The following is a 24,892-nucleotide window of genomic DNA, read 5'->3' as shown; positions in this document are numbered from 1 at the left end:
AAAAGGAACCCAACTGAAAATGGATAGACAGTTGGGTATAGGTATGATTTATTTGTTAGCTAATACATCCACGATTATTTTTATACCTTTATTTAAGTAGAGAGCATACCTGATAAAAATTTGTGCAATGACTACGAATAACTCGGCCAGCCAGCTTAAAAATGACAATTTTCATGTACTGAAGACCAAATGACTGGGTAACCATCAGTTTGCTTTCATTTTTGCCATTTTCCAAATCAGAAACGCTGAAATCAAAGAAGCGATAAGATTGTAAATCATCGCACTGCCAAAAGCAGAAACATATAGACTGCTCTGGGCGTCTCCTCCGGCAGCATCAGCAACTGCGGTACCAAAGAGTATGCCTACTGCTGCAACACCAATAGCTGGACCTACCTGTTGTAAAGTAGCAATAACTCCTGAGGCCATCCCTGCCTTGCTCTCTTCTACAAAGCCCAATACAAGATTCAAGAGTGGTGTCATAACTAACCCTTGCCCAATTCCTACAAAAATAAGTGCCGGGATAAGGTGAATAGCAACCAATTCACCACCTGCGATCCATACTTGCCCGATTAATACAGCAAATGAGAACGTATAGAATACGGCTCCCCAAAAGATAACAATGGTTCCAAAACGTTCTACAAGACGGGCGGCTGCTATGGAAGATGCAGTAAATGCGATGCTGCAAGGTACAAATAGACTTCCTGCGGCAAGCGGGCTCAAACCGACCCGTTTGTACTAAAAGCGCATAGGTTAAGAAAAATACAGATGACGTAGAATAAATCAGCAATACCAGACTGCCATCCATATTAAACCGGGATTGACGTAAGAGCATTGTGTCTACCAGCGGCTGCTGATTCGCCATTCGTCGTCTTTCCTGATGCCGCCAAAATCCTAGTAACACCAATGCAGAAGCAGCAAGTGATAAGATGGTCCATCCATGGTTTGGCGATTCAATAAGCGGATACAGGAATAATATAAGCCCCAGACTAACAATCACCACGCCACCCCAATCAAGCAACGGCCGTTCAGGAGCGTGAGATTCAGGGATAAACCGTGCCATGATAATGGGAAAAATGCCTATGGGTACATTGATTAGGAAAATCATGCGCCAACCTAGACCTCCCAAATCAGCCTCTACGATAAAACCACCAAGAACCTGCCCTGCAATAGCAGCAATACCTAATACCATGCGGTATCCGATATTCGGGCTGAAAAGGCGGACGGATCGGTGAAAGGTGAATCGCAGTGGCAAGTTTCTCAGCCAGTATCTGTGTCTGCCTCCGGGCGGGTTTCCGGTTCAAGCAATCGTACGTGTAAGGTGCCTGAACCGACGGAAGCTTTCAGTTCTCCGCTGGTCCCTTCAGCAATGACTTTACCTTGAGCCGGAGTAAAAGAACAAATGAAACGCTGTTTTAGTCATTCTCAGAGCCTAAGACAGCCTCCTTTGCTAAACGACTACTGGCCTAAGCCGGTAGGTTCCCTTCACGGCTGAAAGCCCACTATTCAACTAAAGCCAGCTAAAAGACCTTTGGCTGAAAGCCAACTGAAGTTTTCCGACTGAAACTCGGTTCTCTGGTTATTCATCGATGTTAAACATGCCGTCGCCTTCAACTTGCTGACCTTCAATATACTGACGGATCGTTTAATCATTGATCGTTCCAACTGTTGTACACAAGTAGCCTTTGACCCAAAGATGTTGACCCCAATAATAGGCACTTATTTATTCCATTAAGGCGCTCCGTTTGCATAAAAGCGACAACCGGTGTTAGTGAAGTAAATATATGGAAAGCATAATGCGATTGACATGAGTGATACTTATACTGTGTCACTACTGGATAGCGCCTTTAACCTTCGTGTCAATTCAATATCTAACATAACATATCTCAATATCCATTTAGGAGGAGGTCCCAAAAATGCCAAAAAATGTTCACTTAACATCTGCAGAAATTGGTTCCCTTTGGACAGCTTACATGAATGATAGTATGTCTGCCTGTATCTTACGTTTTATGCTCAAACACATTTCAGACGCAGACATTAAGCCCATTGTGCAGTACGCCTATGATCTTACATCTGATCACCTAAAGCAGTTACGCACCATTTTTGAGGACGAATCATACGCATTCCCAAATGGTTTTGGTGAACAAGACGTCGACATGAACGCGCCATGGTTGTTTACAGATACGCTTTGTATATCCTTTATGAGGCACATGGGGAAAGTAGGAATGCTCTCCTACAGTGGCTTTGTTTCGTTGAGTGACAGGGATGACATACGAACCTATTTTTCACAAGCCTTAACGGAAGCAAATAAGCTTTATAATCAAGCAAGCAAAATTGAGCTTGAAAAGGGTATCGCTGGTAGGCACCCTTTTATTGAAGTCCCTAAAAGCAGCGATTATATAGATAGTAAAGCATATATGAGTGGTTTCAACCCTTTTAGCGATCAACGTCCCTTAAATGCCGTTGAAATTTCCCATTTATATATGAATGTCCTCACGAATTCTATAGGAATGAAATTGTGTATCGCCTTTGCTCAAACCTCCCCACGCAAAGAGGTTCAAGATTTTATGCTACGAGGAAAAGACGTCTCAAAGAAACACACAAAAATTTTTACTTACAAGCTTTTAGAGGATGAAATTGAGGTCTCAAGCATACCAGATGTAGGTGTCAGTGACTCTACTACCCCAACGTTTTCCGACAAATTAATGATGTTTAATATGTCTCTGCTCATTTCCTCAGGTGTAGGAAACTATGCGACAGCTGCAGCCGCTAGTCAACGAAGCGATATTGCAACTGATTATGAACGATTATCGTTAGAAAATGCCAAGCTTGCCAAAAGTGGAGCTGATATCATGATAAAACATCAATGGCTTGAACAACCGCCAGGAGCGAAAGATCGAGAAAAATTAGCGAAGAATAAAGATGGAAGTGAAATATGATAATCACCAAATAACGAGGCCGATATTATAATTCATCGGCTGATCACCTTTGTAGGGTTGCATTGCATAAAGACAGTTTCATTTTGAATCAGATCATTCTTTTCAGCAATTTTGATCGATTAACAAAAACATCATTTTTACCATCCTTAATTTTATAATAAATACTATAATAATGAAATAATGATCACAATGGATTATTGAGTAGATTATTAACAAGCAGTAAGATCAGTATAATTCTAATTGGAAAAACAACTACCCATATTAACATTGACCATAATACTACCTTTTTCCCACTAATTAAGATCCCCTCCGAAAACTTACCACCGAAAAATGCTGGGAAACCACACGAATGCTACCATCCATAATTTTAATCGGATAACAAAACGTCATTTTCATCATCCATAAATTCCGTAAGCATTAATCTAACTTCTGTGTTTCTGCTATCGTGAGCCATTGCAAATTTCATTATGGCATAATCTCGTGATCGCTCCCGCCATTGATCGCCCCCTCCTTCCCAGACTTGTTTTTTGTATATAGCTCTTGCTTTTCGTTCGTTTTGTGCTTTAATCAATGCATAAAATGGGGAAACAAATTCATAGTACTTCATCCTCTGGCTGTTCTCCTTCATCAAAACCAAGTATTTAATTGCAATGATACGTCATGTTCTTTTTGCTCTTCATCTTCATCGTTTTTAACTACTGTCCAATTGGTGGCAAGTCTACTTTCTAATGTTTGTAAAATATCGTTTTTTACTACTATATGTTTGAACTCCCCCTTTTCGATTTGGTAGGAAACGCCTTCTTCAAAGCCAAATTTCTGCATGAGCCATATTTGCAGACCTTCTAGCGTATTAAAATTCATTTGGTATCCTTGCAATAACGCTCTTTCCAGATCCTCACCATACCTATATGCATGAGCGAACAACTCATCATATTTAAAATGCTCACCACTTACCTTATTTAGAAAATCAACGTCTTCATCCCGAATAGCACGTTGTAATTGCAATTCGGATACCCCTTGTTCACGTGCATGCTCAATAAGGATAGCGCTTACTTGCGATATCAACGGTTGATTAACCATCCAGAACCCCTCTCATTAAATACTCATCCAATGCCCTAGCTCTTATGTTCAAAAAAGACAAAAGGAGCCCGCAAATGAGCAGGCTCCACCAGTTAACACACACACGTATTCATTTTTTAATCAATATCCTTAATTCAAGTTCAATTCTTTGTTGTATATTCAGTAGACTAATACAGAAACCACATAATGTCAACCCAATTATTTAAAAAATGTTTGACTTTTTATCAGTCCCTTTTTAGCCAATAAGCACTTTATCTTCAGGATAATTGATTTTACTTGGGCTTTGTTTATATGTTAATGCGTAAGCCAGCGTCAATGGCCCTAGTCGCCCTACGAACATGGTAATCATTGTAATGATTTTACCTGCCGGAGACAGTTCTTCTGTTAATCCCATTGAAAGCCCCGTAGTACTGAACGCCGAAACCGATTCGAATAATACCGTGAGAAAATTTATATCATGAATGCCTTCAGTGATCGACAATAGTAATGTCGTTCCCACGATCCAAGCTAACGAACTCACCACAACCGCCAGCGCCCGCATGACCGTTTCCAAGGCAATTTTTCGATGAAAGGCGTGGACTTGATGGCCACTCCTGAACGTATTGATCGTTGCAAGCACAAGAATGGCAAATGTATTTGTTTTAATGCCCCCGCCAGTGCCACCGGTCGAAGCACCAATAAACATAAGCACGATAATGAAAAATTGGGAGGCGACGAGCATATTCCCAATATCAAACGTGTTGAAACCTCCACTCCTTGGCGTAACACTTTGAAAATAAGTTGCTAATAATCGCTCGGAGATGGTTAATCCTTCAGTTGCCGGGTTAAAAAGTTCAACGATGAAAAGGAAAAGGAACCCTGCGACCAAAAGTCCGCCGGATGTCACAAGCGCAAGTTTAGAATGTAAGGAAAGTTTTCGTAATGATCGTTGCCGGTATAAGTCAACCAGCACCATAAAACCAAGGCCGCCAACAATAAAAAGCACGGACAAGCTAAGATTGACAACGGGGTCCCCGATATAATCTTCCATACTGTTGGCATAAAGCGAGAATCCTGCATTATTAAAGGCCATGACTGAATGAAAGAAGGCAGAATACGCCGCCTCTGTCCATGGTTGTTCACTACTCCAGTGAATCGTGAGAATCAGTGTGACAATGGCTTCCAGGAGCAAAGCCATGCCCAGCATGATCATGGCTATCCGAATCAGCCCCCGTGCCGAAAACGTATTTGTGGTCGACTGAAGAAGTAGACGGTACTTCAACCCCATTACCTTGCCTACCAAAACCGCAACCGAGACACCGAAAATCATGAAACCAAGACCGCCTAGCTGAACGAGAATAATCATCACTATTTGCCCAAATCTCGAAAAGTCTGCACCAGATTCCAATACAGCAAGGCCAGTGACACACACCGCTGAAACAGCCATGAATAAGGCATCTAAAAAACCGACACTTTCGCCATCTGTTGAAGCTTGCGGGAGAACAAGCAAAATTGTCCCTATGATAATCAAGATAATAAAACCGAAAATAATCCATTGCGGTGGATTGAAATGAATGGTTTTTTTAGGCGAAATCATACGTACGCACCTACTTTAGCCTGCTTTTCTCCCGGTAATCTTTTTGAAGGCGACGGATATCCTTATGCTTTCCAATAATCGTAAGAATATCGCCGTGATGAATGTGATCTTCAATGTGAGGGGAGATATTCACCTCTTCATCTTTATCCTTAATCGCCATCACAATACACCCATACGTCTTGTTGATATTTAATTTCTGAAGCGTGCATCCATCCATTGCTTTCGGCGCCCGAATTTCAACCATGTTATATTCCGATGAAAGCTCCAGATAATCAATCAGATTACTGGAACTTAGCAAATTTCCCAGACGATCTCCCATATCCCGTTCCGGAAAAACGATATTATCAGCACCGATTTTACTGAGCACTTTACCGTGGTAATCATCTTTCGCTTTTGCCGTTACCTCACCGACATTTAATTCCTTTAGAATCAGTGTCGTTAAAATGCTTGCCTGCAAATTTTCGCCGATCCCAACAATAGCATGGGAAAATTTATGTAAACCTAATTGTTCTAATGCGGACTCATCCGTCGCATCGACTTGAACGGCATGCGTGACTTTCGGTGCGACCTCCTGAACGATTTGCTCATCTTTATCAATCGCTAACACATCATTTTCATTATCAATCAGTGTTTTCGTTACACTCTGCCCAAATCTCCCAAGGCCAATGACAACAAATTGATTTCTCATCCTAATCCTCCTTGAATAGATATGTACTGCTGTATGGAGCAAGAAGAACCCTGACATTTACTGGCATAAAAAAGTTTGGAACGTTTTAAGTAAAGCAAATACCATTCCTTTTGTCAAAGGCCTTTTTATACCCAACATTATGATGAATCCCCCACCCTGTAATAAAATCTCTCTGGTAATCAAAAAAAGCCTGCCATGGGGGGGCGTTGCTCTTTTTATTCATACGTCATTACTTTCATCTTTTAGTTTTAATCTATAAGCCTTCATCTTCGGTTCCCTGCTCTTCTTCCGTCTCTCCTCTTCACCGCCATCAACGGAAGCATCTTCTTCCATACTACTGTATGAATGTATGAAGCTAAATACTAACAGAAAGGATCGTAGAAAAGACACCATAAAGAAGTTTTTGGCGCGTGGCTATACTCCAAAAAGCAAGCGAGCCAACCCAAGAGGGACGACAAGTGTGATGCCAATGAGGGTGGCAATCGTAATATAGACCTCATTCCTGGAAACTATTTTTCCTGGAGATACGTGATTATAATGGGCATTTGACGAAATTGTGCACTCCCCCTGATGATTATTTTTTCACTTGATAACCTTCGTTCCGATAGATATCGTAGTAAGTCATGACTTCATCCACGTACAATTCAGAACGGTTATAGGCATACAAGGCGTTTTCCAGTTCCCCGACATCAGCGCCGTTGGAAGCTAAAAAATTAGCCGTGGAAAAAATGGCATCTATTTCATCCCAGGGGTCAGCGTCGCCACTCCCTGACGCGTCCACACCATATCCCCCGTTCGTATCAATCATGGCCGGATCGGTGAGCTCGTCCTCGGGAATATCCCCTGCTCCGACATCATCACAACTCGGGTGACTCCAGCCGTGCCAGGTACAAGGCATGAACTGCATGTGCCCTTCCGCGCCGACGGGCGAAACCATCGGATCCATCGTTGAAAATTTTGTCTCAATACGATGAACGGCGGCTAGCACTTGCCAGGGGATTTCATACTCTTGGGCAGCGTCTTGATATATCGGAAAGTATTCGGCCGGGATTTCATCATTGCTGTAACCGGATAACCAGCCATCTAAAAAACGATTCATTTGCTGCTCATTGACGATATGAGCTATCATGAAAATTCCGATCGTAAGAAAGAGAAGCGCAGAAATGGATCCCAGGCTGATCAGCAGTGCACGGCGTTTACGTTTTTTTTTCATCATCGTCTTCCCCATTTGGTATGCTCCTCTTTTTTTCCGTAAGTTACTTCTTCCTTTACTATTTTCTAACGTTCAGCTTAACATGTCCACCGTTTTTATAAATTGTCTTCCCTTTTTATTTCATCAATTGGTCAATGAATGGGGACAACGGGGAATGACACCTCAAACCGGATGGTTGTACTATTGAAAAGTGCCATCCACCAGAGATAGAGGTTTGGTTCACCCAGTCCCCCCATTTTATGCTTTCATTCACAACTTTCTTCTAAGTTGCAATCATCGTATCAACGTATGAACAAGTCCATATATGGATGACGGTTTTTGTTTACGACTATCAAATGGATAGTATTACCTGTCACCTCGTAAAATCAAGACTAAAATAAAAATTAGTCTCTCACGTTGTTTATATGAACACAATGTAAGGCTAAAACTGTCTACATTTATTCGACAATTGCGCTACGACGATTGCGGCAGATCATTGTTATAATGTCACATCTTGATCAGTAATAATCATCTTCAACGTTACACTAAAAGCATAAAAAATATAAATTATTCCAGCAATAATTCCTACACCTGCTCCTACAACCGGTACCCAAGTGCTATTCCATGTCTTCCTGGCCTTAAAGGTATACCTTTATAAACTTCGGGTAATCGAAAAACTTTATCCGACAAGCAAAAAGCCATTGAAATTAATCCTAAAAAATATTATAATTTATGAATATATAATTTTTATATTCATAAATTTATTATAATGGAGGACTGAACATGCCGAAAGGTTTTAAAGGTTATGAAAAACACGTTATTACTAATTCACTTATAGAACAAGGAAAGGTTCTTTTTAGTAAATTTGGACTTCAAAAAACCAGCATTAATGAAATCACTAAAAATGTTGGTATTGCTCCAGGAACATTTTATAAATTTTACAATTCAAAGGAAGAGCTGTACTTCGAGATCCTTGAAAAAGAAGAGGAGCAAATAAAGAAACAATTCCTTAGTATAGATATCCAGAAGGATAATCAACCTAAGCAAGAAATCAAAAAATTACTCCTTCAGACAATCGATATAATCGAAACAAATCCACTGATTCGTCAGTTGTATTTTGAAAATAATATGGAAGCATTGCTTAGAAAGTTACCGCCTGAAAAACTCGTGGAACATTATAATAATGATTCTGCTGCATTATTCCCTTTGATCGAAAAATGGCAAAAGGAAGGAGTACTTCTTGAAGCAAACCCCGAGATCATTGCGGCTATGCTTCGTTCTTTATTTTTATTAACACTTCATAAAAAAGAAATTGGTGTAGAAGTTTATACGGAAACAATTGAACTGTTTATTGATCTGATTGTCGATGGTCTTATCAAAGAGGAGGGGGAGTAAATTGCGAACAGTCATTAAATCAAACCGTATATCAAAGAACTACAAAGGTTTTCAGGCTGTTAAAGATGTTTCGTTAAACATTTGTGAAGGAGAAATATATGGATTTATCGGATTAAATGGGTCTGGTAAAACGACAACGATTAGAATGTTACTTGGCATGATCAAACCAACAGAAGGCACTTGCTATATAAAAGGGAAAAAAATAACTTCCACTAATCATCGTATTTGGAGAAGCGTAGGACACATCGTTGAAACTCCCCCTTGTTATCCTGAGCTTACTGTTCTAGAAAATTTAACAATTTTTCGGCGTATCAGATTGATTTCAGACCCCGATATCGTGCCAAAAGTAATGGAACAGCTTCATTTAACACGATATGCCCAAAAGAAGGCAGGGACTCTTTCATTAGGGAATGCTCAACGGTTAGGAATTGCAAAGGCTCTTCTTCATTCACCTGAAATCTTAATTTTAGATGAGCCAATGAATGGCTTAGACCCTTCAGGAATTGTAGAAATTAGAAAATTACTTCAAGATTTAGCGTTTAATAGAGGCGTTACCATTTTAATGAGCAGTCATCTGCTCAGTGAAGTAGCTAAAATAGCAACGAAAATTGGCATTATTCATAATGGGCGATTAATACAAGAAATTGAATCCATTAAATTGAGTGACCTTCTCAATCAACAGCTGGTCATTGATACTCGTAATAATCAGTCAGCTATTTCTCAACTAACAACGGCTGGGTACATCTCAAAAATAAATAACAAAGGATTAATTGAAACCACCGATAGAAGGGCAATTCAAGATCCCGATAAGATATCCCGATTGCTTGTTTACAAAGGGTTTCCCCCAACAAAATTAACTGTAAAAGAGGAAAACTTAGAATCTCATTTTCTAAACATCATCGAAAGAGGAGGTGAAACATTGCAATGAAATATTTTCTCGCTACCTTGCACACGGAAGGACTTAAAATCATCAAGTCCAAAGTCATTTGGATAATCGCAGCAGCTTTTAGCATTGCTCCACTAATGGCTGGCTTTTTTATGTTCGTATTAAAAGATCCAGCACTTGCGGAAAGTGCTGGATTAGTCGGAGCTCAAGCACAAGTTGCAGGAGAGGCTAATTGGCAGTCCTATTTAGATTTACATGCCCAAATGATTGGAGTAGGCGGTATTTTCGTTTTTGGTTTTGTTACAAGTTGGATATTTGGAAGGGAATACGTGGATAACACTGTAAAAGATCTACTGACTCTTCCTTATTCAAGAGCAGTGATTGTTACATCAAAATTTTTAGCATCATTTATGACAAACATAGTATTAAGTGCATATATCGTAGCTCTCGGTTTTTTTATTGGGTGGATCGTAGGGCTTCCACAATGGTCTTCAGCCATCGTGATGCAGAATCTGTATGTCATACTAATCGTTACCATGTTAACGATTGTTCTAAGTACGCCTGTTGCTTTCTTTGCAAGTTATAGTCGTGGGTATTTAGCTCCGGTAGGCTTTGTCATTATTACCCTTATTTTTTCTCAAATTCTTACGGCTGTAGGGCACGGTGAATATTTTCCATGGGCGGTACCGGCACTCTACAGTGGTTTAACCGGAGAAACCATCATCAGTTGGAGCAGTTTAATCATCATCGGCATTACAAGTTTGCTAGGCTTTCTCAGTACATTATATTGGTGGCTTTTTGCAGACCAGCATTAGAATCAGGAATATCAGGAATGTCGCTTACATCGTATTAACAGGAACGGGAACGATAAAGGGGAGTAAGAAGAAAATAAATTATGTTTATTTGGTTAAATACCAAACAGGATAACTTATGTTTCATTATGGCTACCACACTAATCTGTAAGATGTAAATAAACATAAATGCTCTTATGTTTCATTAAGATCCAATTAAAGGATCCATCTGAATCCAGACTTATTCCACTATTTCGGGGGGACGTGCAAAAATATCTTATTTCAATGTATTTTTATGTGTTTATCTGAATACTTACCCGAACTTTTCGGTCAATCCTGATACCTTAAAATTTTATCATGAAAGAAGAAGGCTAGAAGATATATAGGAGTTCACCGAACAACTATTATATGACGATCCAGATGAACAAACCAGAAATGTTGCGATGAATTACTTAAAAGGTGATCCCCAGCAAAACCAGCTAATACGAGTTATCCTATTCAAGAATCGAAGCTTTTGCTGAATATCATCATCAGAAAGTGATCAAACTTTTTTATAAAAATTGAACACTACAGCACAAAGAAAGAATCCATTTTGATAAATCTTTTTTCCAAATGGATTCTTTCTGTTTACGGTAATATACGGGTTTGCGAGGTATTATTGCTCAAACTTTATTTCAAAGCTACAATTACTTAGCGTTGTCTATCTCATCATCTAATATTTCAACAAACCCTCCCGTTCCGTCCACCCGGATCATTTGATCATCTTTTAAGATTTTCGTTGCATTCTCTACACTGACAACAGCAGGTATGCCATTTTCTCTGGCCACGACCGATCCGTGTGTCATGGTTCCTCCAACCTCTGTTATAAGGGCTTTTGCTGAAGAAAATAAAGGTGTCCATCCTGGATCTGTATAAGGGGCGACGAGAATATCTCCTTTATTCAATTCCCCTTCTTCCAAACTTCGAACCACTTTAACAGTCCCTTCAACAACACCTGCAGATACTGGCGTTCCTACCAATACATTTGCAGATTCTTGATCTTGATTTACAGCTGAGAAGATTTCTCCATCGCTGCTCATCACACTAGGAGGCATGAGCGTTCGGTAACGCTTTTCATGATTTTTCCGATCGGGGATTGATGATACAGTCTCTTCGGAACCCTTTTCCAATAGTACAATCAATTCATCTAACGTCAGGTAGTAGATGTCGGTTTCTTGATAAAGGTCTCCTCGTTGAACAAGATATTTTGCCTCTTCTAGAATCACCCTTCGATAAACGTCAAAATAACAAACAATCACATACTTAGGCAGTTCTCGTATGCCTACCGTATGCCGATAAACGGTGAGGAGGCGGGAGAGCTTTTTAGCTTTTCTTGGACTCCTTCGCGTTTTTACACGCTCTAACAACGCCTGGATCGTTTCACGAGCTTCTTGTTCTCCATGTGCAAATTTTTCGTGATGTTCATTGGGGGCGTTATTTCTCATATGACTGAGAATAGAGGGCACAAGCATGGTCGGTGCTTCATGCCAGCGAACCCTGGTAATATCAATCTCACCTGAAGCCCGCATCCCGAAATTTGCCATAAATGAATGCAGGGATGTGAGAAAAACTTCCCCTCCTTCGACACTTTTTAAGTCTTGAACAAACGTTTCATCGTTTGCTTTATGAAGGTATTCCACCACTTCCGGATACGGTCTTGCTGCCTCCGCCAAATCACCAATCTTCATTCCAATTTCACTCGTAATATTCCCCGGTTGAGATTGATGAATGGCGGGATTTACGTCTTCTCCCAGCCATTTTTTGACACACCTTTGAATACGGGAGAATGTTATCATTCCTACAAACGTATAGGCTACAGGGTTAGTAAGGGATTGGAATAAATCGTGTCTGGCGTGTTCCTTGATCAAACGGATCCGTTCGGCATGATCATACTGTTTCATCTTTTGTTGAAAACGATGAATGTCTTCATGAAAATTAGCATAGGCGCGTTGTAAGGCCAATGTTGGATTCTCAAAGTAGATACTTGCGATGGTTCTAGGTATGGCCTTCCCCATTATACGCCATATAGGTTTGATATAAAGTTGGACGACTTTCTTTTTATTTCCTCGTTTAGGAATTCTTTTTTCAAATTCCTCACTTAACACAACGTTTTGAAGGGCTCGAAGATCAAGATCTATATACGTCTTTTGCTTGAGTTGCTTCTGTACAGATTTCATATATAATAAATAAGAATAATTCACAAATAACCGTCCGCCGGCATTTGTAAGGAGATTTTCTCCCCCTTCTTTAACCGATGGTATTAATGTTTGAAAAAGGGATAGGCCAAGAGGCTTCATATAATCCGTCATCATTTGCTTATGGCCTAAGGAAAAATAAATACGGTACTTGTTGTCATCGGATGCAGGGATGGGAAAAAGTGAAGTAATCGGTCGGCTTTGCAAAATATAAAGCTGCCCCTCTTCAAGGGACCATTCAATGTCTTGTTCGGTTCCATAATGTTCTTCGATCTGTTTTCCAAGATTAGCAAGTTCCAGAGCCCTTGCATCATTAAGGGCTGGTTGATCTTGTTGCTCCACGGGCAATGGCTTCATTTCCGTTCCACCACCAGGAAGAGGAAAAATCCCTTTTTCTTTTTTAGCTATTTTCTTATCGGTGATCTGCCCATCTCGCACCTTATACAAGTCTGCCGTGACCTCCCCAGAAACCAGTGCCTCCCCTAAGCCAAATCCTACATCAATGGAAACTGTATGGCGATGCCCGCTAACTGGGTCAGCGGTAAACATAATGCCAGATACCTCAGGACGAATCATTCGTTGTACAACAATAGACAAAAACACAGATCGATGATCAAAGCCGTTTTGAGCACGGTAAACAATGGCACGATCAGTGAAAAGCGAAGCCCAACATTTTTGAATCGATTCGACTAGTTGCTCCTCCCCCTTTACATTGAGAAAAGAGTCTTGTTGACCAGCGAATGAAGCATGGGGAAGGTCTTCGGCTGTAGCACTGGAACGAATAGCATACGTATGTTCTTTCCCTGTGTTTTCCCAAGATATCATGATTGCTGAATATAACGGTTCGGGAACTTCAAGATTTAGAATATAGTCGCGGATGCTTTGCCCCAACCGTTGTATCTCTTCGAACTGATCTGTTGATAATTGATCGAGCTGTCGGACCATATCATACAATTCTTCCTTCCCTTGAATGAGTCGCTTATATCCTGCAGTGGTCACACAAAATCCAGGGGGAACCAAAAAACCTGCTTGGCTTAGTTCCCCAAGGTTCGCCCCTTTTCCTCCCACCATAGATAGACTAGTTCGATCAATATCATGGAAATCAAGAATGTAGTCCATAAAAAAATCTCCTTTGTCTAACCCTACTTTTGATTGTGATTTAAATTTTCAATGAATTTAAGCAAGACACCATTAAAATAATCTGGGTTGTCTTGATTCGCATTATGCCCTGCGTTCGGAATCACTTTATACTGGCAATACAGTTCACGCTTTGCCCAGTCTGGAGCCTTTTTGACAAAAGTTCCTCTTTCCGCACTATCTTTCTCACCATGAGTTAACAAAAATGGCTTCTGAATGAAGTACTCCTTCCCAAAAAGAGGATCTTCATATATAGCACGAACACCGACATCCATAACTTCAATAAATTCATCACGCGTTAACTGTTTGTTTGTGTTCAGTGCGTAGTTTTGTACAGCTTCTGTTATTCCCATCCCTTCAGCAAACCTTTTCCGTAAGATACTTTCCGGTATCATGCGAAAAATACGCGACATGTTCCGGTAGGCTATACGCATGCCAAAAGAGGGAACTTCCATAATATCCATACATCCAATGACAGCCATCGCCCTTACCTTTCCTGCCCGAAGAAATGTCAGCATCTGCGAAACATAACCACCAAAAGAATGCCCGACGAGAATAATCTCATCTAACTCATGTTTATGAATGATTTCCTCTAAGTCTTCCACAACGATCTGTACAGTAAATTCCTCTCCTAGAGGTTTCGATAACCCATGCCCGCGAACATCCCATGTTAATACTCGATATCCGGCATCGTGTAAAACCTTCACCTGTGTATCAAACATACGATGATCAAGTGAAGCACCATGAGTTAAAATTACCGTGGACGCTGTACTATGATGCTTAGTCAACCAATAGTGAATTTTTGCACCACGTCGTTCAAGTGAATGGTGTTTAATATCATGACAATGATTATTCATTACTGAACACCCTTATTTCTTACATTTAAAATAACTTCTTCTTCAAATGTTTCATCTACCCTTACTAAACTAAACTTACATACTTAATAAAATCTTCTCCTGTCGTTATTCAATTAAAGGCTTTCTATTAGAATTGAGTAATCTTGTTAATTACTATTTTCTCTTTAGCAGGATCAATCAATGAATCTAGTGAAGGAGAATCGGGACGCGGCTTGGGGTTTCCTTCGTCATAAAGCCATTTCCATGTTTCTGCTAGAGTTTTACGTAAAGGGCGAATGGTAAGACCAGCTTGATGTGCAGCAGTAACATTAGCGTCATGCAATCCACTAGGTTTCGGCAGTCCTGGGTATCGTAATCCAAACTCCATACCGAGCATAAAATCCTCACGTTCAAGCAAATCAGGATCTGCCCATACGAGTTCAGTATCGCTTCCAATAACATCTTTGATTGTGTAAAGTAGCTCTCCAACGGTCGTGAAATGGGGTTCACATGCTACATTGAAGGTTCCTCCAACATCCCGTTCAGCACATGATAGCATCCATAATGCCAAATCATGAGCGTCAATATATTGCAATGGAGTATCAACGGGTCCTGGGGCTAGTACTCTTCCATTGCGCTCAAGACGTCGCATCCACCAAGGGATTCGACCTACATCTTCGTATGGTCCAAGTATCATCCCTGGACGAGCAATAAGAGCATTCTCTTTAAAGGTATTGATTACTGATATTTCACAACCACGCTTAGCTTCAGCATAATTTTCGCTGTTTTCGCTAAATGGGTTTCCATTGACTAATGGTGCATTTTCATCCGCATTAGATGGCCATGGCCACTGATACACGCCCCGACTCGAAACATATCCATAATGGTTAACTCGATCAGCAAGCAGTTCTACTGTGTCCTGAACCACTCGTGGTTCCCATGCCCATGTATCAATAACAGCATCCCATGTACGGTCGCCTATAGCCTTGCTGACAGCATCCCGGTTCATCCGATCAGCGAAAATTTCTTCTACACCAGCTACTGGGACTCCGCTTATTCCACGGTTAAGGGTAGTAACCTTGTCTCCACGCACTAATGCAGCTTCAACAACAGCGCGTCCAACATGGTGGGTCCCTCCCAACACAAGTACTTTCATTAGCTGACCTCCTTACCTTATAAGTCTTATAACATAAATGAATCTAACTCAAATTGCTGGTACTGCTAAGAAGCTTCAAGGCGCTTTGTTCCATAACATTACCGCTTAACTTATCATCAAATTATAAATCCCTATTTTACACCATCGCCTTATTCCACAATCTGATCTCATTTGCGGTACATCTTTATTGACACTGATCAACTAATCTACTTCTTTTGGTTTCACCAGTATACAATGATTATCCCTCTATATCTCGTTTATGGTACCCAATAAACCCTGCAATCATTAGAATAACCGCGATGATAACCAAAATGCTTATCGGCACCCATTCCATCTCATCAACCGGGAGTTCGGGGATATACCCATATGGAGATAAATGCCCGACCCAATCCGGAAAATCTAATAATCCACCCAAATAAAGAACAATGAAAGTATAAAAGACATAAAGCCAAATGACACTACCCAACTTTGGAAGCACACCGATGAACAGAACGGCAAGACCGATCATCACGAGCATGGCCGGATAATAGACCAACGCTGCACCATAGATTGTGCCAAAATCAAGGCCTTCTTCCATGACGGTAGCGCCCGCAGACCAAAGACCGATGGCCGTTAGAGAAAGCATGACAAACCCATTCACGACTGAGATGATCAAATAACTGCCCATCAACCTTGTGCGCGAGACAGCCCTTCCAAGCAAATGATCAATGCGGTTCTTTTTCTCTTCCCCATAAAGTTTCAACATTGCCATGACAGGGGGCACAGTGGCAAGTAATGCCATAACAACCATTAACGACGGAATAAATTGCTCGGTCAGCGTATATCCTTCCTCGGCCACGAGCATTTGTTCCATCATTTCATTGCCTTCAAAAAAAGCTTCCAAGTCCCCTAGTACGGATCCATAGGCAACACCCATCACGAGCATTCCAATAGCCCAGGCAATCATGCCGGTGCACTGCAGTTTTACAGCGAGTCCTATCGGGCTTTGCAAAAAGGCTGAGGCCTTTTTTCTTCCCGGTCTTGCCGGAAAAAAACCGGCTTCCAAATCGCGAATCGCGTTTAAATAATTGGCTAGCACCCCCAGCACGATTGCTACACCAACCATTAAAGCCAGCGGTTCCCAATGATTGTTCGCGTAAACCTCCGTTTGCGTCACCCAACCAAAAGGGGAGATCCATGATAACGTTTCATTCCCTACATCACCAACCGCGCGAACAAGATAAGCGATGAGCAGCACTGCAATGGAAAAACCAATGGTTCCACGTGAACTCTCAGAGAGCTGAGCGAAAACAACTGTTACACCAGCGAAAAAAATACCGATTCCCCCTAACGAAGCACCATAAAGTAGGGAACCCTCTAGACCCATACTTTCAATCCCTAAAGCATACAATCCAAAGCCAGTGATGAGCGCTAAAATTACATGTGTTACACACAAAACCAGCAATGTTGCATTTAAGTTGGATACACGCCCGATCGGAAGGGAGCGGATCATTTCAATTCGTCCATCTTCTTCATCTGCGCGCGTATGACGAGCCACAAGCCAAATGCTCATCAGACCGACCACAACAGCTGTGAATAGCAGCATTTGATGAGACGTCATCGCACCGATCGTATAATTTTCCAAATCCCCCGGGCCTACCATGGCCGTCACCGCGGGATTGGCCATCGTTTCAGCCAACCCGTCCCTCTCATGTTGGGAAGCATACAAATCAACAAAGGCTATAGGTACAATCAATGTAAAGAAGGTGATCCCGATTAACCATAAAGGGATACGGAGGCGATCACGTCTCAACATAAATCGAAATAGAGAGCCGGTTTTTTTAAAAAGAGATTGGGCCATCAGGATGCACCTCCCACCTCGGATTCATCTTTTTGTTCATAATGACGCATAAATAAATCTTCCAATGTTGGCGGTGTGCTTTCCAATTTTAAGATGCCGAATGCACTGACATGCTTGATGACGTTATCCAATTCCTCGGCATCAACCTGGAAGGATACGGCTTGATCCTTCTCCTCTATGGCATGAACACCCTCTAATTCATACAGGCCGGTGAGTGTTTGTTTCGTTTCGACAAGCATATGGACGCGTGTCAAATGACGCAATTCACTTAACGTGCCCGATTCAATCATTTTTCCTTGGCGAATAATACCGACGCGATCACATAACTTTTCTACTTCCGATAAGACATGACTGGAAAGCAACACGCTTTTGCCTTTGCTCTTCACATCCAGCACACATTCCTGAAAGATTTGTTCCATGAGCGGATCAAGGCCGGATGTAGGTTCGTCTAATATATAAAGATCAGCATCGGAGGCGAAAGCAGCCACTAACGCGACCTTCTGACGATTGCCTTTCGAATAGGTTCGGCATTTTTTGGTGGGATCGAGATTGTACTTTTGGATTAATTCTTCCCGCCTGCTCTTATTGTTATTTCCCCGCAGTTTCACAAAAAGATCAATCACCTCACCGCCCGTCAAGTTTGGCCAAAGGTTCACATCTCCCGGCACATATGCGATATGCTTGTGAATCTCAACCGCATCCGACCATGCGTCTTGCCCAAAGATCTTCGCATTTCCTTGTGTCGCTTTTAAAATACCGAGAAGTACACGAATGGTCGTTGATTTTCCAGCACCATTCGGACCGATGAAACCATAGATCTCCCCTTCATTCACTTCAATGTTCACCCCGTCTAATGCTGTGAATTTCCCGAATCGTTTCGTTAGATTATTCACGGCTAGCACACTCATGTCTGATCCTCCTTGTAAAATGTCGTATTTAGCACATCTAGATATTCATAGAATTCATCCCAGTAGGGTTGTAAATCGATGTGTGCAATCTTCTCGCCTTGAAATTGTTGCAGTAGCTCATTTTGATAACCTTCAATGGCCCATCTAATAATTTGAAAAGCCTTTTCTACATCAATATCGTCACGAAATAAGCTTTTATCAATTTTTTCATACAACAATGCATGGCCGGTTTTTTGAAAATTGGAAAGGCGAGTTTCTAAGTCATCCGGCAATGCCACGTCATCATTCAGAACGACCGTTCCTATAAAATTTCTGACATCAGGATTATTATCGTGAAACTCTGCTTTGATCCGTGCGATTTGCTTCAACCTTTCGATGAAATCCGATTCATCGATATCAATGTGTTGCAGATATTCGGTGTTGGTAATGTTAAGAGCATAATCGACAAGATATTCATAAAGGTCTTTTTTATTGTTGAAATAATGAAAGAGCGTCCCCTTGCCGATCCCAGCGTTCTGTATGATTTTATTGGTAGAAGCTTGCTCATACCCATTTTCGGCGAATTCTTTCATAGCCGCATTCAATATCCGTTTTTGCTTTGTTTTATCGAGATTTTTGAATGTTTGGTTCACATCTGCTCACCCCCTGTCTCTTGTTTGACCATTTCGGTCAATTCAAGGATATCTCTTCTGACCATAATGGTCAATTCAAATTCTGAAAAAATCACCCTGGTGGCAAACGCAATTATTCTGCCCGTAAGCATTGGTTTCCAAACAACCTCCACGATCGCGTCTTTTAAAAGGTTGATGCTCCATTTTAAATATAAAGATTGTGTAAATATCCTTAAAAAGCCTTGAATATAAACATTTCATAATGTATTATTTCGATATCGTTATTCGATATCGTTTTTATATCTCTTTTGAGAGGAGATTAAGCATGGAAGAAAAAATTCTCAGAAAGCTCTTTCTTGGTTTTATTCAAATCCACATTCTACACCATGCAAAAGAACATCCCATTTATGGTGTATGGATGGTCGAAGAGTTAAAAGAACACGGATACAATATTAGTGCTGGAACACTCTATCCAATTCTACACACAATGGAATCCGATGGATTGCTAACTAAAGAAAATCGAAACGTTGGCGGCAAGATTCGAAAATACTACTCCATCACCGACCAAGGTGAAAAAGTATTAGTTGAAGCCAGGAATAAGGCTTATGAACTTTTTAAGGAAATCAAAGATTAGAAAAGAGGTGCAGGAGTGGCTTATTTAAAACAACTTTTGGAGATATTAGTTGTTTCTACAAGGCTTGGACTAACTTCCTTTGGCGGTCCTATTGCTCATTTAGGTTATTTTCATGAAGAATATGTTCGCAGAAGGAAGTGGATGGATGAAAAAAGTTATGCTGATTTAGTGGCTTTAAGTCAGTTTTTACCCGGACCAGCCAGCAGTCAAGTAGGAATCGGTATTGGGGTAATGAGAGGTGGCGTTTTTGGTGGCTTTATTTCTTTTCTTGGATTTACATTGCCATCCGTCACTGCGCTAATCTTATTCGCATTCATCGCACAGGAGTTTGGCGTTGTAGATGCTGGTTTTATTCAAGGTTTGAAAATTGTTGCCGTAGCTGTCGTTGCTCATGCAATCCTCGGTATGGCTCAAAATTTAACGCCCGACCTAACAAGAAAAACGATTGCGTTATTTGCTCTCATTGCAACTTTAATGATCCCTCATTCTCTTTCTCAAATCGGTGTCATTCTTATTGCAGGGCTCGTAGGTTACTTTATATTTAGGAACAATCAAAACGAGGAAAAGCTATCCATGACATTTCCGATTTCAAAACGGTTTGGGGGCATCTGTTTAACATTATTTTTCGGACTATTGATGAGCCTCCCTCTTTTAAGTCATTTTAGTTCAATGACTTGGATCAGCATATTCGATAGCTTTTATCGTGCAGGATCCTTAGTGTTCGGAGGCGGACACGTGGTCCTTCCTCTTTTGGAACGAGAATTTGTTCCTACGGGATTAATCAGTGAAGAGTCATTTCTTGCCGGTTATGGTGCAGCCCAGGCTGTTCCGGGTCCTCTTTTTACGTTTGCTTCCTATATTGGAGCTGATATTGGTGGGTGGGCAGGTGGACTAATGGCAACAGTTGCGATCTTCCTCCCAGCATTTCTCCTTATATTGGGAACGTTACCATTTTGGTATTCGTTGAGAGAAAACAGTAAGATTAAAGGTGCATTTATGGGCGTTAATGCAGCCGTTGTAGGCATACTCAACTCTGCATTTTACCAACCCATATGGACGAGTGCTATTCTCACCCCTATGGACTTTGCTTTAGCTGCACTGTTGTTCTTTATGCTCGTTTATTTAAAACTTCCACCTTGGATCATTGTTCTTTCCGGTGCAATAGGAGGATCGCTTTTAACTATCTTTTAAGAGACTGGGACGGAAAATGAAAAAAGGATTTTAAATTTGATTTCATGCAGTTTATTCATTTTTATAGGATTATGGCGCAGTCCCTATTCCGTTCAATAACCATATACGGGGGTATCTACATGATACGTGTAAAATATACAGTTAAGGATGGATAGATCGTCCCATAGTTATAGTCTTATCATTGAAATAGAAAAAGCAGCAGCAAACGTGAAAATAAAGTTCTAAACTGCTGCTTCCTTCTTTAAATAAATCATACCCGCTTTTTATAAACCCTCATCGCAAAAAAATACGCTACGAGCAATATCCCAACACACCAGGCAAGAGCAACCCATATATCGCTGCCCACCGGCTGACCTGAGAGGAACGCGCGTATAGCTTCCACGATCGGAGTCACCGGCTGGTTTTCGGCAAAGGTGCGAATGCCCGAAGGCATCGTCTCGGTCGGCACAAACGCCGAGCTAATTAAAGGCAGAAAGTGAATCGGATAGGCAACTACGGTTGCACCGTCCACTGATTTCGCGGATATTCCGGCAATCACCGCGATCCAAGCTAAGGTCAGTGTAAATAACGCGAGTATGCCTGCTACGGCTAGCCATGACAGTATCCCCGCCGACGAACTAAAACCCATGATCAACGCTACAAGAATAATGACAACAATTGAAATAGCATTGGATACCAACGAGGTCAGCACATGTCCCCACAGTGCGGCCGAACGCGCAATTGGCATGGAGTGGAAACGATCGAATATTCCTCGTTGTACATCGGTAAACAAGCGGAAAGACACGTAGCCTATACTGTTTGCAATGGCCATTAGCAGTATGCCAGGCAACAGGTAATTCACATAGTTATCCGTTCCGGATTGAATCGCACCTCCGATTACATAGACGAATAACAGCATAAGTGCAATCGGCATGATGGTGACCGTGATGATAGTGTCCATACTGCGGGTAATATGGCGCATGGAACGTCCAAGCATAACGCCCATATCGCTGAAAAAGTGTTTCTTTGTACTCTCCATTTACTTTGCCTCCTTTTTACCAATGATTGCGAGGAATATTTCCTCCAATGAAGGTTGTTTTTCCACATACTCCACCTTTGGGGATGGGAACAGCGTTTTTAGCTCCGAGAGCGTACCATTGGCGATAATCCTTCCCTCGTGCAGAATGGCAATCCGGTCGGCAAGTTGTTCAGCCTCCTCCAAATACTGCGTGGTCAAGAATACCGTCGTTCCGTTGTCAGCAAGTTCTTTGATTACCTTCCAAACCTCGATGCGTGCCTCGGGGTCGAGCCCGGTAGTCGGTTCGTCGAGGAAAATGAGCTGCGGTTTTCCCACAAGGCTCATGGAGATATCCAGCCTGCGACGCATACCACCTGAATATGTGGATACCTTGCGATCTGCAGCGGCGGTCAAGCCGAAACGATCGAGCATATCGTCCGCAATCTTTCGCGGATTCTTGAGGTGCCGCAACTTGGCAATCATAATAAGATTTTCCCGCCCGGTCAAAATCTCGTCTACAGCTGCAAATTGTCCAGTCAGGCTGATTGACTGCCGTACGCTATCGGGCTTTGACGTTACATCAAAGCTGTTTACGACGGCGGTTCCTCCGTTCTGTATAAGCAACGTGGTGAGGATTTTAACAATCGTTGTCTTGCCCGCGCCGTTGGAACCGAGTAGGGCGAAAATCTCACCTCGTTTTACTTCAAAATCGACGCCCTTTAGGACCCCTGTGTCTTTGAAAGACTTTTGCAGACTTTTCACTTCAATTGCTTTTTCCATCCCGATATCCCCCCTTTTCCTTTGTTTTATCTGTAGCCTTTTTCATGGATTTGTTAACTTCTTGGTTAACAGATTCTTGATAGAGGTCAGCGTAGGTTTTTGAATCTTTGATTAGATCGTCGCAGAATGCCGCTACGTCACTACCCGTCACTTCGAGCACTCCTTTTCCCGAGACCGCACCCTCTTCTAAAAGATCGATAATCCCCGAGAGCAAACCTATCCCGTCGTTTAGCTCAACGGGGCCGACCTTAAAGAGATATTTTTGAATCTCTTTATAAACAATCTGATAATCTTGCGGAAGCGCTTTGACACGCGCCATGTGCGCTCGCCACTCTTTTTTGCCTTCGATAATGTCTTGTATACTCATTTTTTGCCTCCTTATTTGTCTAACTTTTTAGCAATGTTATTGTTGAGTTGCTCGCGCCACTTGTCGCGAAAAGACTTTGCCCCTTCTTCGCCGGCCAGCGCCAAACAGAAGCCTCTGATATCGTCACCTAAAACCTCTTGGACACTTTGACCGTCCGCCGCCGTTTCTTCGAGCAGGCCAAGTACACCGTCAAGAATTGGCATAAGGTTGCGCCCGGTGAAATCTGAGTGCGGCCAAAGATTGGCATTAATTTTTTCCCATGCCACTTGATAATCAACCGGTAGCTTTTTGGCTCTCGATTCAAAACTTTTCATTTCTTTAGTCATGTCGCTTACTGTAATTTTTTCCCATAAATTCATTGTTTTTTCTCCTTTAACTCGTTAATTTTCGACGCAACAAATTCCCATTTTTCCCAGAACCTCCGCAGCTCCTCACGCCCCTCGTCGTTAAGTACGTAAAACTTGCGCGGAGGTCCCTTATCAGATGACTTTTTCGTAATCTCCACCAATTTGTTTTTCTCAAGTCGCACCAAAATGGTATAAACTGTCCCATCCACAACATCTGTAAAACCGAGATCATTTAGCTGCCTCGTGATTTCGTAGCCATAGGTTTCTTTGCGGCTTATAATTTCAAGGACGCAGCCCTCAAGCACGCCTTTGAACATTGCCGTTAGGTTTTCCAGCACAATCACCCTTTGCTATTACGTAATACTGATATTATGTATTACTTACTACTGGTACATAGTAACACATAATAGATGACTTATCAATAAGGGCACTGCCCAACCCCTCGAAAAGGTCTATATCAGGATTATTCAATATTTATTTTACCGCTTGCTATTACGTAATACTGATATTATGTATTACTTACTACTGGTACATAGTAACACATAATAGATGACTTATCAATAAGGGCACTGCCCAACCCCTCGAAAAGGTCTATATCAGGATTATTCAATATTTATTTTACCGCTTAATACGAGGAGTTCGGAAATTAGAACAACGAAACACGAGAGCCGTCCCCATGTTTTAGCCCCACTTCTTATTTTTCTTCCGCCTCGTTTCCAAAAACACCGTACATAAATAAGTGTGTCATTTCTTTGCGAAGCCCCACATCCATGTTTTCTCTTGCTTCTGGGTTGCTCATCATGACTGATATAGCGTCTGCATACATCATGATGGCTCTTGCAGAAACACCGTGAGAAATTTTTCCTTCAGCTTTTCCTTGTTCAATTAACTTCACAAACATAGGAATGGTATGTTTATGTATTAATTCATCAACATGTTGTTTAAATGAAGGATCTTCAAACGTAAAGTTTTTCAACCCCTCACTCTTTAACATTTCTTGTCGTTCTGAAGAAGAATAAAATATTTTTTTTATTTTTTCCTTATAAGTAAGTTCTTCATCATCTATAAGGTGTTTAAGCTCATCCGTAACCTCTTCTGTTACTTGGTAAAAGACTTGTTTTGCCAGCTCTTCCTTACTCCCAAAAAAGTTATATATCGATGCTGGAGAAACGCCTGCACGTTCAGCGATCTCCCGCACTCCAATTTCTCTCAAGCTTCGTGTCCAAATAAGATCTGTTAGTGCATGAATAATCTGTATTTTTTTCTCGTTTCTTCTTTTTTCAAAACCGTTCATTTCTTAATCACCCCAT

Annotated in this window: 24 protein-coding genes and 1 pseudogene; 6 read left to right on the top strand and 19 right to left on the bottom strand. The window is 41.4% G+C overall.

All coding sequences use genetic code 11. The annotated features are described in order from the left end of the window. Positions 1–204 precede the first annotated feature (204 nt). Positions 205–720, bottom strand: coding sequence for an MFS transporter (locus tag BLS58_RS11655; RefSeq protein WP_143018907.1), 516 nt, complete (start codon positions 718–720; stop codon positions 205–207). A gap of 1,193 nt (positions 721–1,913) precedes the next feature. Between BLS58_RS11655 and BLS58_RS11650 the strand changes: the two genes are divergently transcribed. Beyond that, positions 1,914–2,936 carry a DUF3231 family protein gene (locus BLS58_RS11650; protein WP_090398975.1) on the top strand — a complete coding sequence of 341 codons (1,023 nt, stop codon included), beginning with the start codon at positions 1,914–1,916 and terminating at the stop codon, positions 2,934–2,936. 367 nt (positions 2,937–3,303) lie between these two features. On the opposite strand, the gene BLS58_RS11645 is transcribed toward BLS58_RS11650, so the two are convergent. From BLS58_RS11645 to BLS58_RS18490, 6 genes and pseudogenes are all read right to left on the bottom strand, one after another. Further along, positions 3,304–3,543 carry a hypothetical protein gene (locus BLS58_RS11645; protein ID WP_090398974.1) on the bottom strand — a complete coding sequence of 80 codons (240 nt, stop codon included), beginning with the start codon at positions 3,541–3,543 and terminating at the stop codon, positions 3,304–3,306. Positions 3,544–3,563: 20 nt separating this feature from the next. After that, a complete protein-coding gene (locus BLS58_RS11640) occupies positions 3,564–4,016 on the bottom strand; it encodes a hypothetical protein (protein WP_090398973.1) in 453 nt (150 codons plus the stop codon). A 235-nt stretch (positions 4,017–4,251) separates the two neighbouring features. Then, entirely contained in the window at positions 4,252–5,592 is a 1,341-nt protein-coding gene (locus BLS58_RS11635; protein ID WP_090398972.1) for a TrkH family potassium uptake protein, read from the bottom strand. 10 nt (positions 5,593–5,602) lie between these two features. Next, complete coding sequence (locus BLS58_RS11630; protein ID WP_090398971.1) at positions 5,603–6,280, bottom strand: potassium channel family protein; 678 nt, start codon at positions 6,278–6,280, stop codon at positions 5,603–5,605. 574 nt (positions 6,281–6,854) lie between these two features. Further along, entirely contained in the window at positions 6,855–7,508 is a 654-nt protein-coding gene (locus BLS58_RS11625; RefSeq protein ID WP_090398970.1) for a lytic transglycosylase domain-containing protein, read from the bottom strand. A 463-nt stretch (positions 7,509–7,971) separates the two neighbouring features. Beyond that, a pseudogene (locus tag BLS58_RS18490) lies at positions 7,972–8,103 on the bottom strand (YqeB family protein); the annotation flags it as partial. A 152-nt stretch (positions 8,104–8,255) separates the two neighbouring features. Between BLS58_RS18490 and BLS58_RS11620 the strand changes: the two are divergent. From BLS58_RS11620 to BLS58_RS11610, 3 genes are read left to right on the top strand one after another with little or no spacing between them, the layout of a single operon-like run. After that, the gene (locus tag BLS58_RS11620; protein WP_090398969.1) at positions 8,256–8,867 is read left to right on the top strand and encodes a TetR/AcrR family transcriptional regulator; all 612 of its coding nucleotides are present in this window, start codon (positions 8,256–8,258) and stop codon (positions 8,865–8,867) included. Between the two features lies 1 nt (position 8,868). Then, positions 8,869–9,795, top strand: a complete 927-nt coding sequence (locus BLS58_RS11615) for an ABC transporter ATP-binding protein (RefSeq protein ID WP_245723156.1) — start codon at positions 8,869–8,871, stop codon at positions 9,793–9,795. Further along, positions 9,792–10,568, top strand: a complete 777-nt coding sequence (locus BLS58_RS11610; protein ID WP_090398967.1) for an ABC transporter permease — start codon at positions 9,792–9,794, stop codon at positions 10,566–10,568. Before BLS58_RS11615 ends, BLS58_RS11610 begins: the two co-directional genes overlap by 4 nt. Before the next feature lie 662 nt (positions 10,569–11,230). On the opposite strand, the gene BLS58_RS11605 is transcribed toward BLS58_RS11610, so the two are convergent. The 6 genes from BLS58_RS11605 to BLS58_RS11580 form a co-directional block, all read right to left on the bottom strand. After that, a complete protein-coding gene (locus tag BLS58_RS11605) occupies positions 11,231–13,897 on the bottom strand; it encodes a phosphoenolpyruvate synthase (RefSeq protein WP_090398966.1) in 2,667 nt (888 codons plus the stop codon). 23 nt (positions 13,898–13,920) lie between these two features. Next, complete coding sequence (locus BLS58_RS11600; RefSeq protein WP_090398965.1) at positions 13,921–14,772, bottom strand: alpha/beta fold hydrolase; 852 nt, start codon at positions 14,770–14,772, stop codon at positions 13,921–13,923. A gap of 127 nt (positions 14,773–14,899) precedes the next feature. Further along, complete coding sequence (locus BLS58_RS11595; protein WP_090398964.1) at positions 14,900–15,907, bottom strand: NAD-dependent epimerase/dehydratase family protein; 1,008 nt, start codon at positions 15,905–15,907, stop codon at positions 14,900–14,902. Between the two features lie 238 nt (positions 15,908–16,145). Continuing rightward, positions 16,146–17,747 carry an ABC transporter permease gene (locus BLS58_RS11590; protein ID WP_090398963.1) on the bottom strand — a complete coding sequence of 534 codons (1,602 nt, stop codon included), beginning with the start codon at positions 17,745–17,747 and terminating at the stop codon, positions 16,146–16,148. Then, positions 17,747–18,655, bottom strand: coding sequence for an ABC transporter ATP-binding protein (locus tag BLS58_RS11585; RefSeq protein WP_090398962.1), 909 nt, complete (start codon positions 18,653–18,655; stop codon positions 17,747–17,749). Before BLS58_RS11585 ends, BLS58_RS11590 begins: the two co-directional genes overlap by 1 nt. Further along, positions 18,652–19,287 (bottom strand): TetR/AcrR family transcriptional regulator, encoded by a 636-nt coding sequence (locus tag BLS58_RS11580; protein ID WP_245723155.1) that lies wholly within the window; start codon positions 19,285–19,287, stop codon positions 18,652–18,654. The genes BLS58_RS11585 and BLS58_RS11580 overlap by 4 nt, the downstream gene beginning before the upstream one ends. Before the next feature lie 304 nt (positions 19,288–19,591). Between BLS58_RS11580 and BLS58_RS11575 the strand changes: the two genes are divergently transcribed. Together BLS58_RS11575 and chrA are read left to right on the top strand one after the other, a co-directional pair. Continuing rightward, positions 19,592–19,900: a PadR family transcriptional regulator gene (locus tag BLS58_RS11575; RefSeq protein WP_090398961.1), complete on the top strand. Its 309-nt coding sequence runs from the start codon at positions 19,592–19,594 to the stop codon at positions 19,898–19,900. Positions 19,901–19,915: 15 nt separating this feature from the next. Continuing rightward, positions 19,916–21,091 (top strand): chromate efflux transporter, encoded by a 1,176-nt coding sequence (gene chrA, locus BLS58_RS11570; RefSeq protein ID WP_090398960.1) that lies wholly within the window; start codon positions 19,916–19,918, stop codon positions 21,089–21,091. Between the two features lie 250 nt (positions 21,092–21,341). Here chrA and BLS58_RS11565 read toward each other — a convergent pair whose 3' ends face one another. The 6 genes from BLS58_RS11565 to BLS58_RS11540 form a co-directional block, all read right to left on the bottom strand. Beyond that, positions 21,342–22,109, bottom strand: coding sequence for an ABC transporter permease (locus BLS58_RS11565; RefSeq protein ID WP_090398959.1), 768 nt, complete (start codon positions 22,107–22,109; stop codon positions 21,342–21,344). Then, complete coding sequence (locus BLS58_RS11560; RefSeq protein WP_090398958.1) at positions 22,110–22,868, bottom strand: ABC transporter ATP-binding protein; 759 nt, start codon at positions 22,866–22,868, stop codon at positions 22,110–22,112. Beyond that, entirely contained in the window at positions 22,852–23,235 is a 384-nt protein-coding gene (locus BLS58_RS11555) for a DUF1048 domain-containing protein (protein WP_090398957.1), read from the bottom strand. The genes BLS58_RS11560 and BLS58_RS11555 overlap by 17 nt, the downstream gene beginning before the upstream one ends. A gap of 11 nt (positions 23,236–23,246) precedes the next feature. Further along, positions 23,247–23,594 (bottom strand): DUF1048 domain-containing protein, encoded by a 348-nt coding sequence (locus tag BLS58_RS11550; RefSeq protein ID WP_090398956.1) that lies wholly within the window; start codon positions 23,592–23,594, stop codon positions 23,247–23,249. Continuing rightward, positions 23,591–23,899: a PadR family transcriptional regulator gene (locus tag BLS58_RS11545; protein ID WP_281241008.1), complete on the bottom strand. Its 309-nt coding sequence runs from the start codon at positions 23,897–23,899 to the stop codon at positions 23,591–23,593. Before BLS58_RS11545 ends, BLS58_RS11550 begins: the two co-directional genes overlap by 4 nt. 377 nt (positions 23,900–24,276) lie before the next feature. Next, complete coding sequence (locus tag BLS58_RS11540) at positions 24,277–24,876, bottom strand: TetR/AcrR family transcriptional regulator (protein ID WP_090398954.1); 600 nt, start codon at positions 24,874–24,876, stop codon at positions 24,277–24,279. Between the last annotated feature and the right edge of the window lie 16 nt (positions 24,877–24,892).

The organism is Natribacillus halophilus (assembly GCF_900100185.1).
GTDB lineage: Bacteria > Bacillota > Bacilli > Bacillales > Marinococcaceae > Natribacillus > Natribacillus halophilus.
The sequence above is the reverse complement of the archived record's forward strand: the minus strand, read 5'-3'. Positions and strand labels throughout refer to the sequence as shown.

Coding starts and splice junctions, on each gene's coding strand:
- BLS58_RS11650 (WP_090398975.1), top strand. CDS start 1,914: ATGCCAAAAAATGTTCACTTAACATCTGCAGAAATTGGTTCCCTTTGG.
- BLS58_RS11645 (WP_090398974.1), bottom strand. CDS start 3,543: ATGAAGTACTATGAATTTGTTTCCCCATTTTATGCATTGATTAAAGCA.
- BLS58_RS11640 (WP_090398973.1), bottom strand. CDS start 4,016: ATGGTTAATCAACCGTTGATATCGCAAGTAAGCGCTATCCTTATTGAG.
- BLS58_RS11635 (WP_090398972.1), bottom strand. CDS start 5,592: ATGATTTCGCCTAAAAAAACCATTCATTTCAATCCACCGCAATGGATT.
- BLS58_RS11630 (WP_090398971.1), bottom strand. CDS start 6,280: ATGAGAAATCAATTTGTTGTCATTGGCCTTGGGAGATTTGGGCAGAGT.
- BLS58_RS11625 (WP_090398970.1), bottom strand. CDS start 7,508: ATGGGGAAGACGATGATGAAAAAAAAACGTAAACGCCGTGCACTGCTG.
- BLS58_RS11620 (WP_090398969.1), top strand. CDS start 8,256: ATGCCGAAAGGTTTTAAAGGTTATGAAAAACACGTTATTACTAATTCA.
- BLS58_RS11610 (WP_090398967.1), top strand. CDS start 9,792: ATGAAATATTTTCTCGCTACCTTGCACACGGAAGGACTTAAAATCATC.
- BLS58_RS11605 (WP_090398966.1), bottom strand. CDS start 13,897: ATGGACTACATTCTTGATTTCCATGATATTGATCGAACTAGTCTATCT.
- BLS58_RS11600 (WP_090398965.1), bottom strand. CDS start 14,772: ATGAATAATCATTGTCATGATATTAAACACCATTCACTTGAACGACGT.
- BLS58_RS11595 (WP_090398964.1), bottom strand. CDS start 15,907: ATGAAAGTACTTGTGTTGGGAGGGACCCACCATGTTGGACGCGCTGTT.
- BLS58_RS11590 (WP_090398963.1), bottom strand. CDS start 17,747: ATGGCCCAATCTCTTTTTAAAAAAACCGGCTCTCTATTTCGATTTATG.
- BLS58_RS11585 (WP_090398962.1), bottom strand. CDS start 18,655: ATGAGTGTGCTAGCCGTGAATAATCTAACGAAACGATTCGGGAAATTC.
- BLS58_RS11575 (WP_090398961.1), top strand. CDS start 19,592: ATGGAAGAAAAAATTCTCAGAAAGCTCTTTCTTGGTTTTATTCAAATC.
- BLS58_RS11565 (WP_090398959.1), bottom strand. CDS start 22,109: ATGGAGAGTACAAAGAAACACTTTTTCAGCGATATGGGCGTTATGCTT.
- BLS58_RS11560 (WP_090398958.1), bottom strand. CDS start 22,868: ATGGAAAAAGCAATTGAAGTGAAAAGTCTGCAAAAGTCTTTCAAAGAC.
- BLS58_RS11555 (WP_090398957.1), bottom strand. CDS start 23,235: ATGAGTATACAAGACATTATCGAAGGCAAAAAAGAGTGGCGAGCGCAC.
- BLS58_RS11550 (WP_090398956.1), bottom strand. CDS start 23,594: ATGAATTTATGGGAAAAAATTACAGTAAGCGACATGACTAAAGAAATG.
- BLS58_RS11545 (WP_281241008.1), bottom strand. CDS start 23,899: ATGTTCAAAGGCGTGCTTGAGGGCTGCGTCCTTGAAATTATAAGCCGC.
- BLS58_RS11540 (WP_090398954.1), bottom strand. CDS start 24,876: ATGAACGGTTTTGAAAAAAGAAGAAACGAGAAAAAAATACAGATTATT.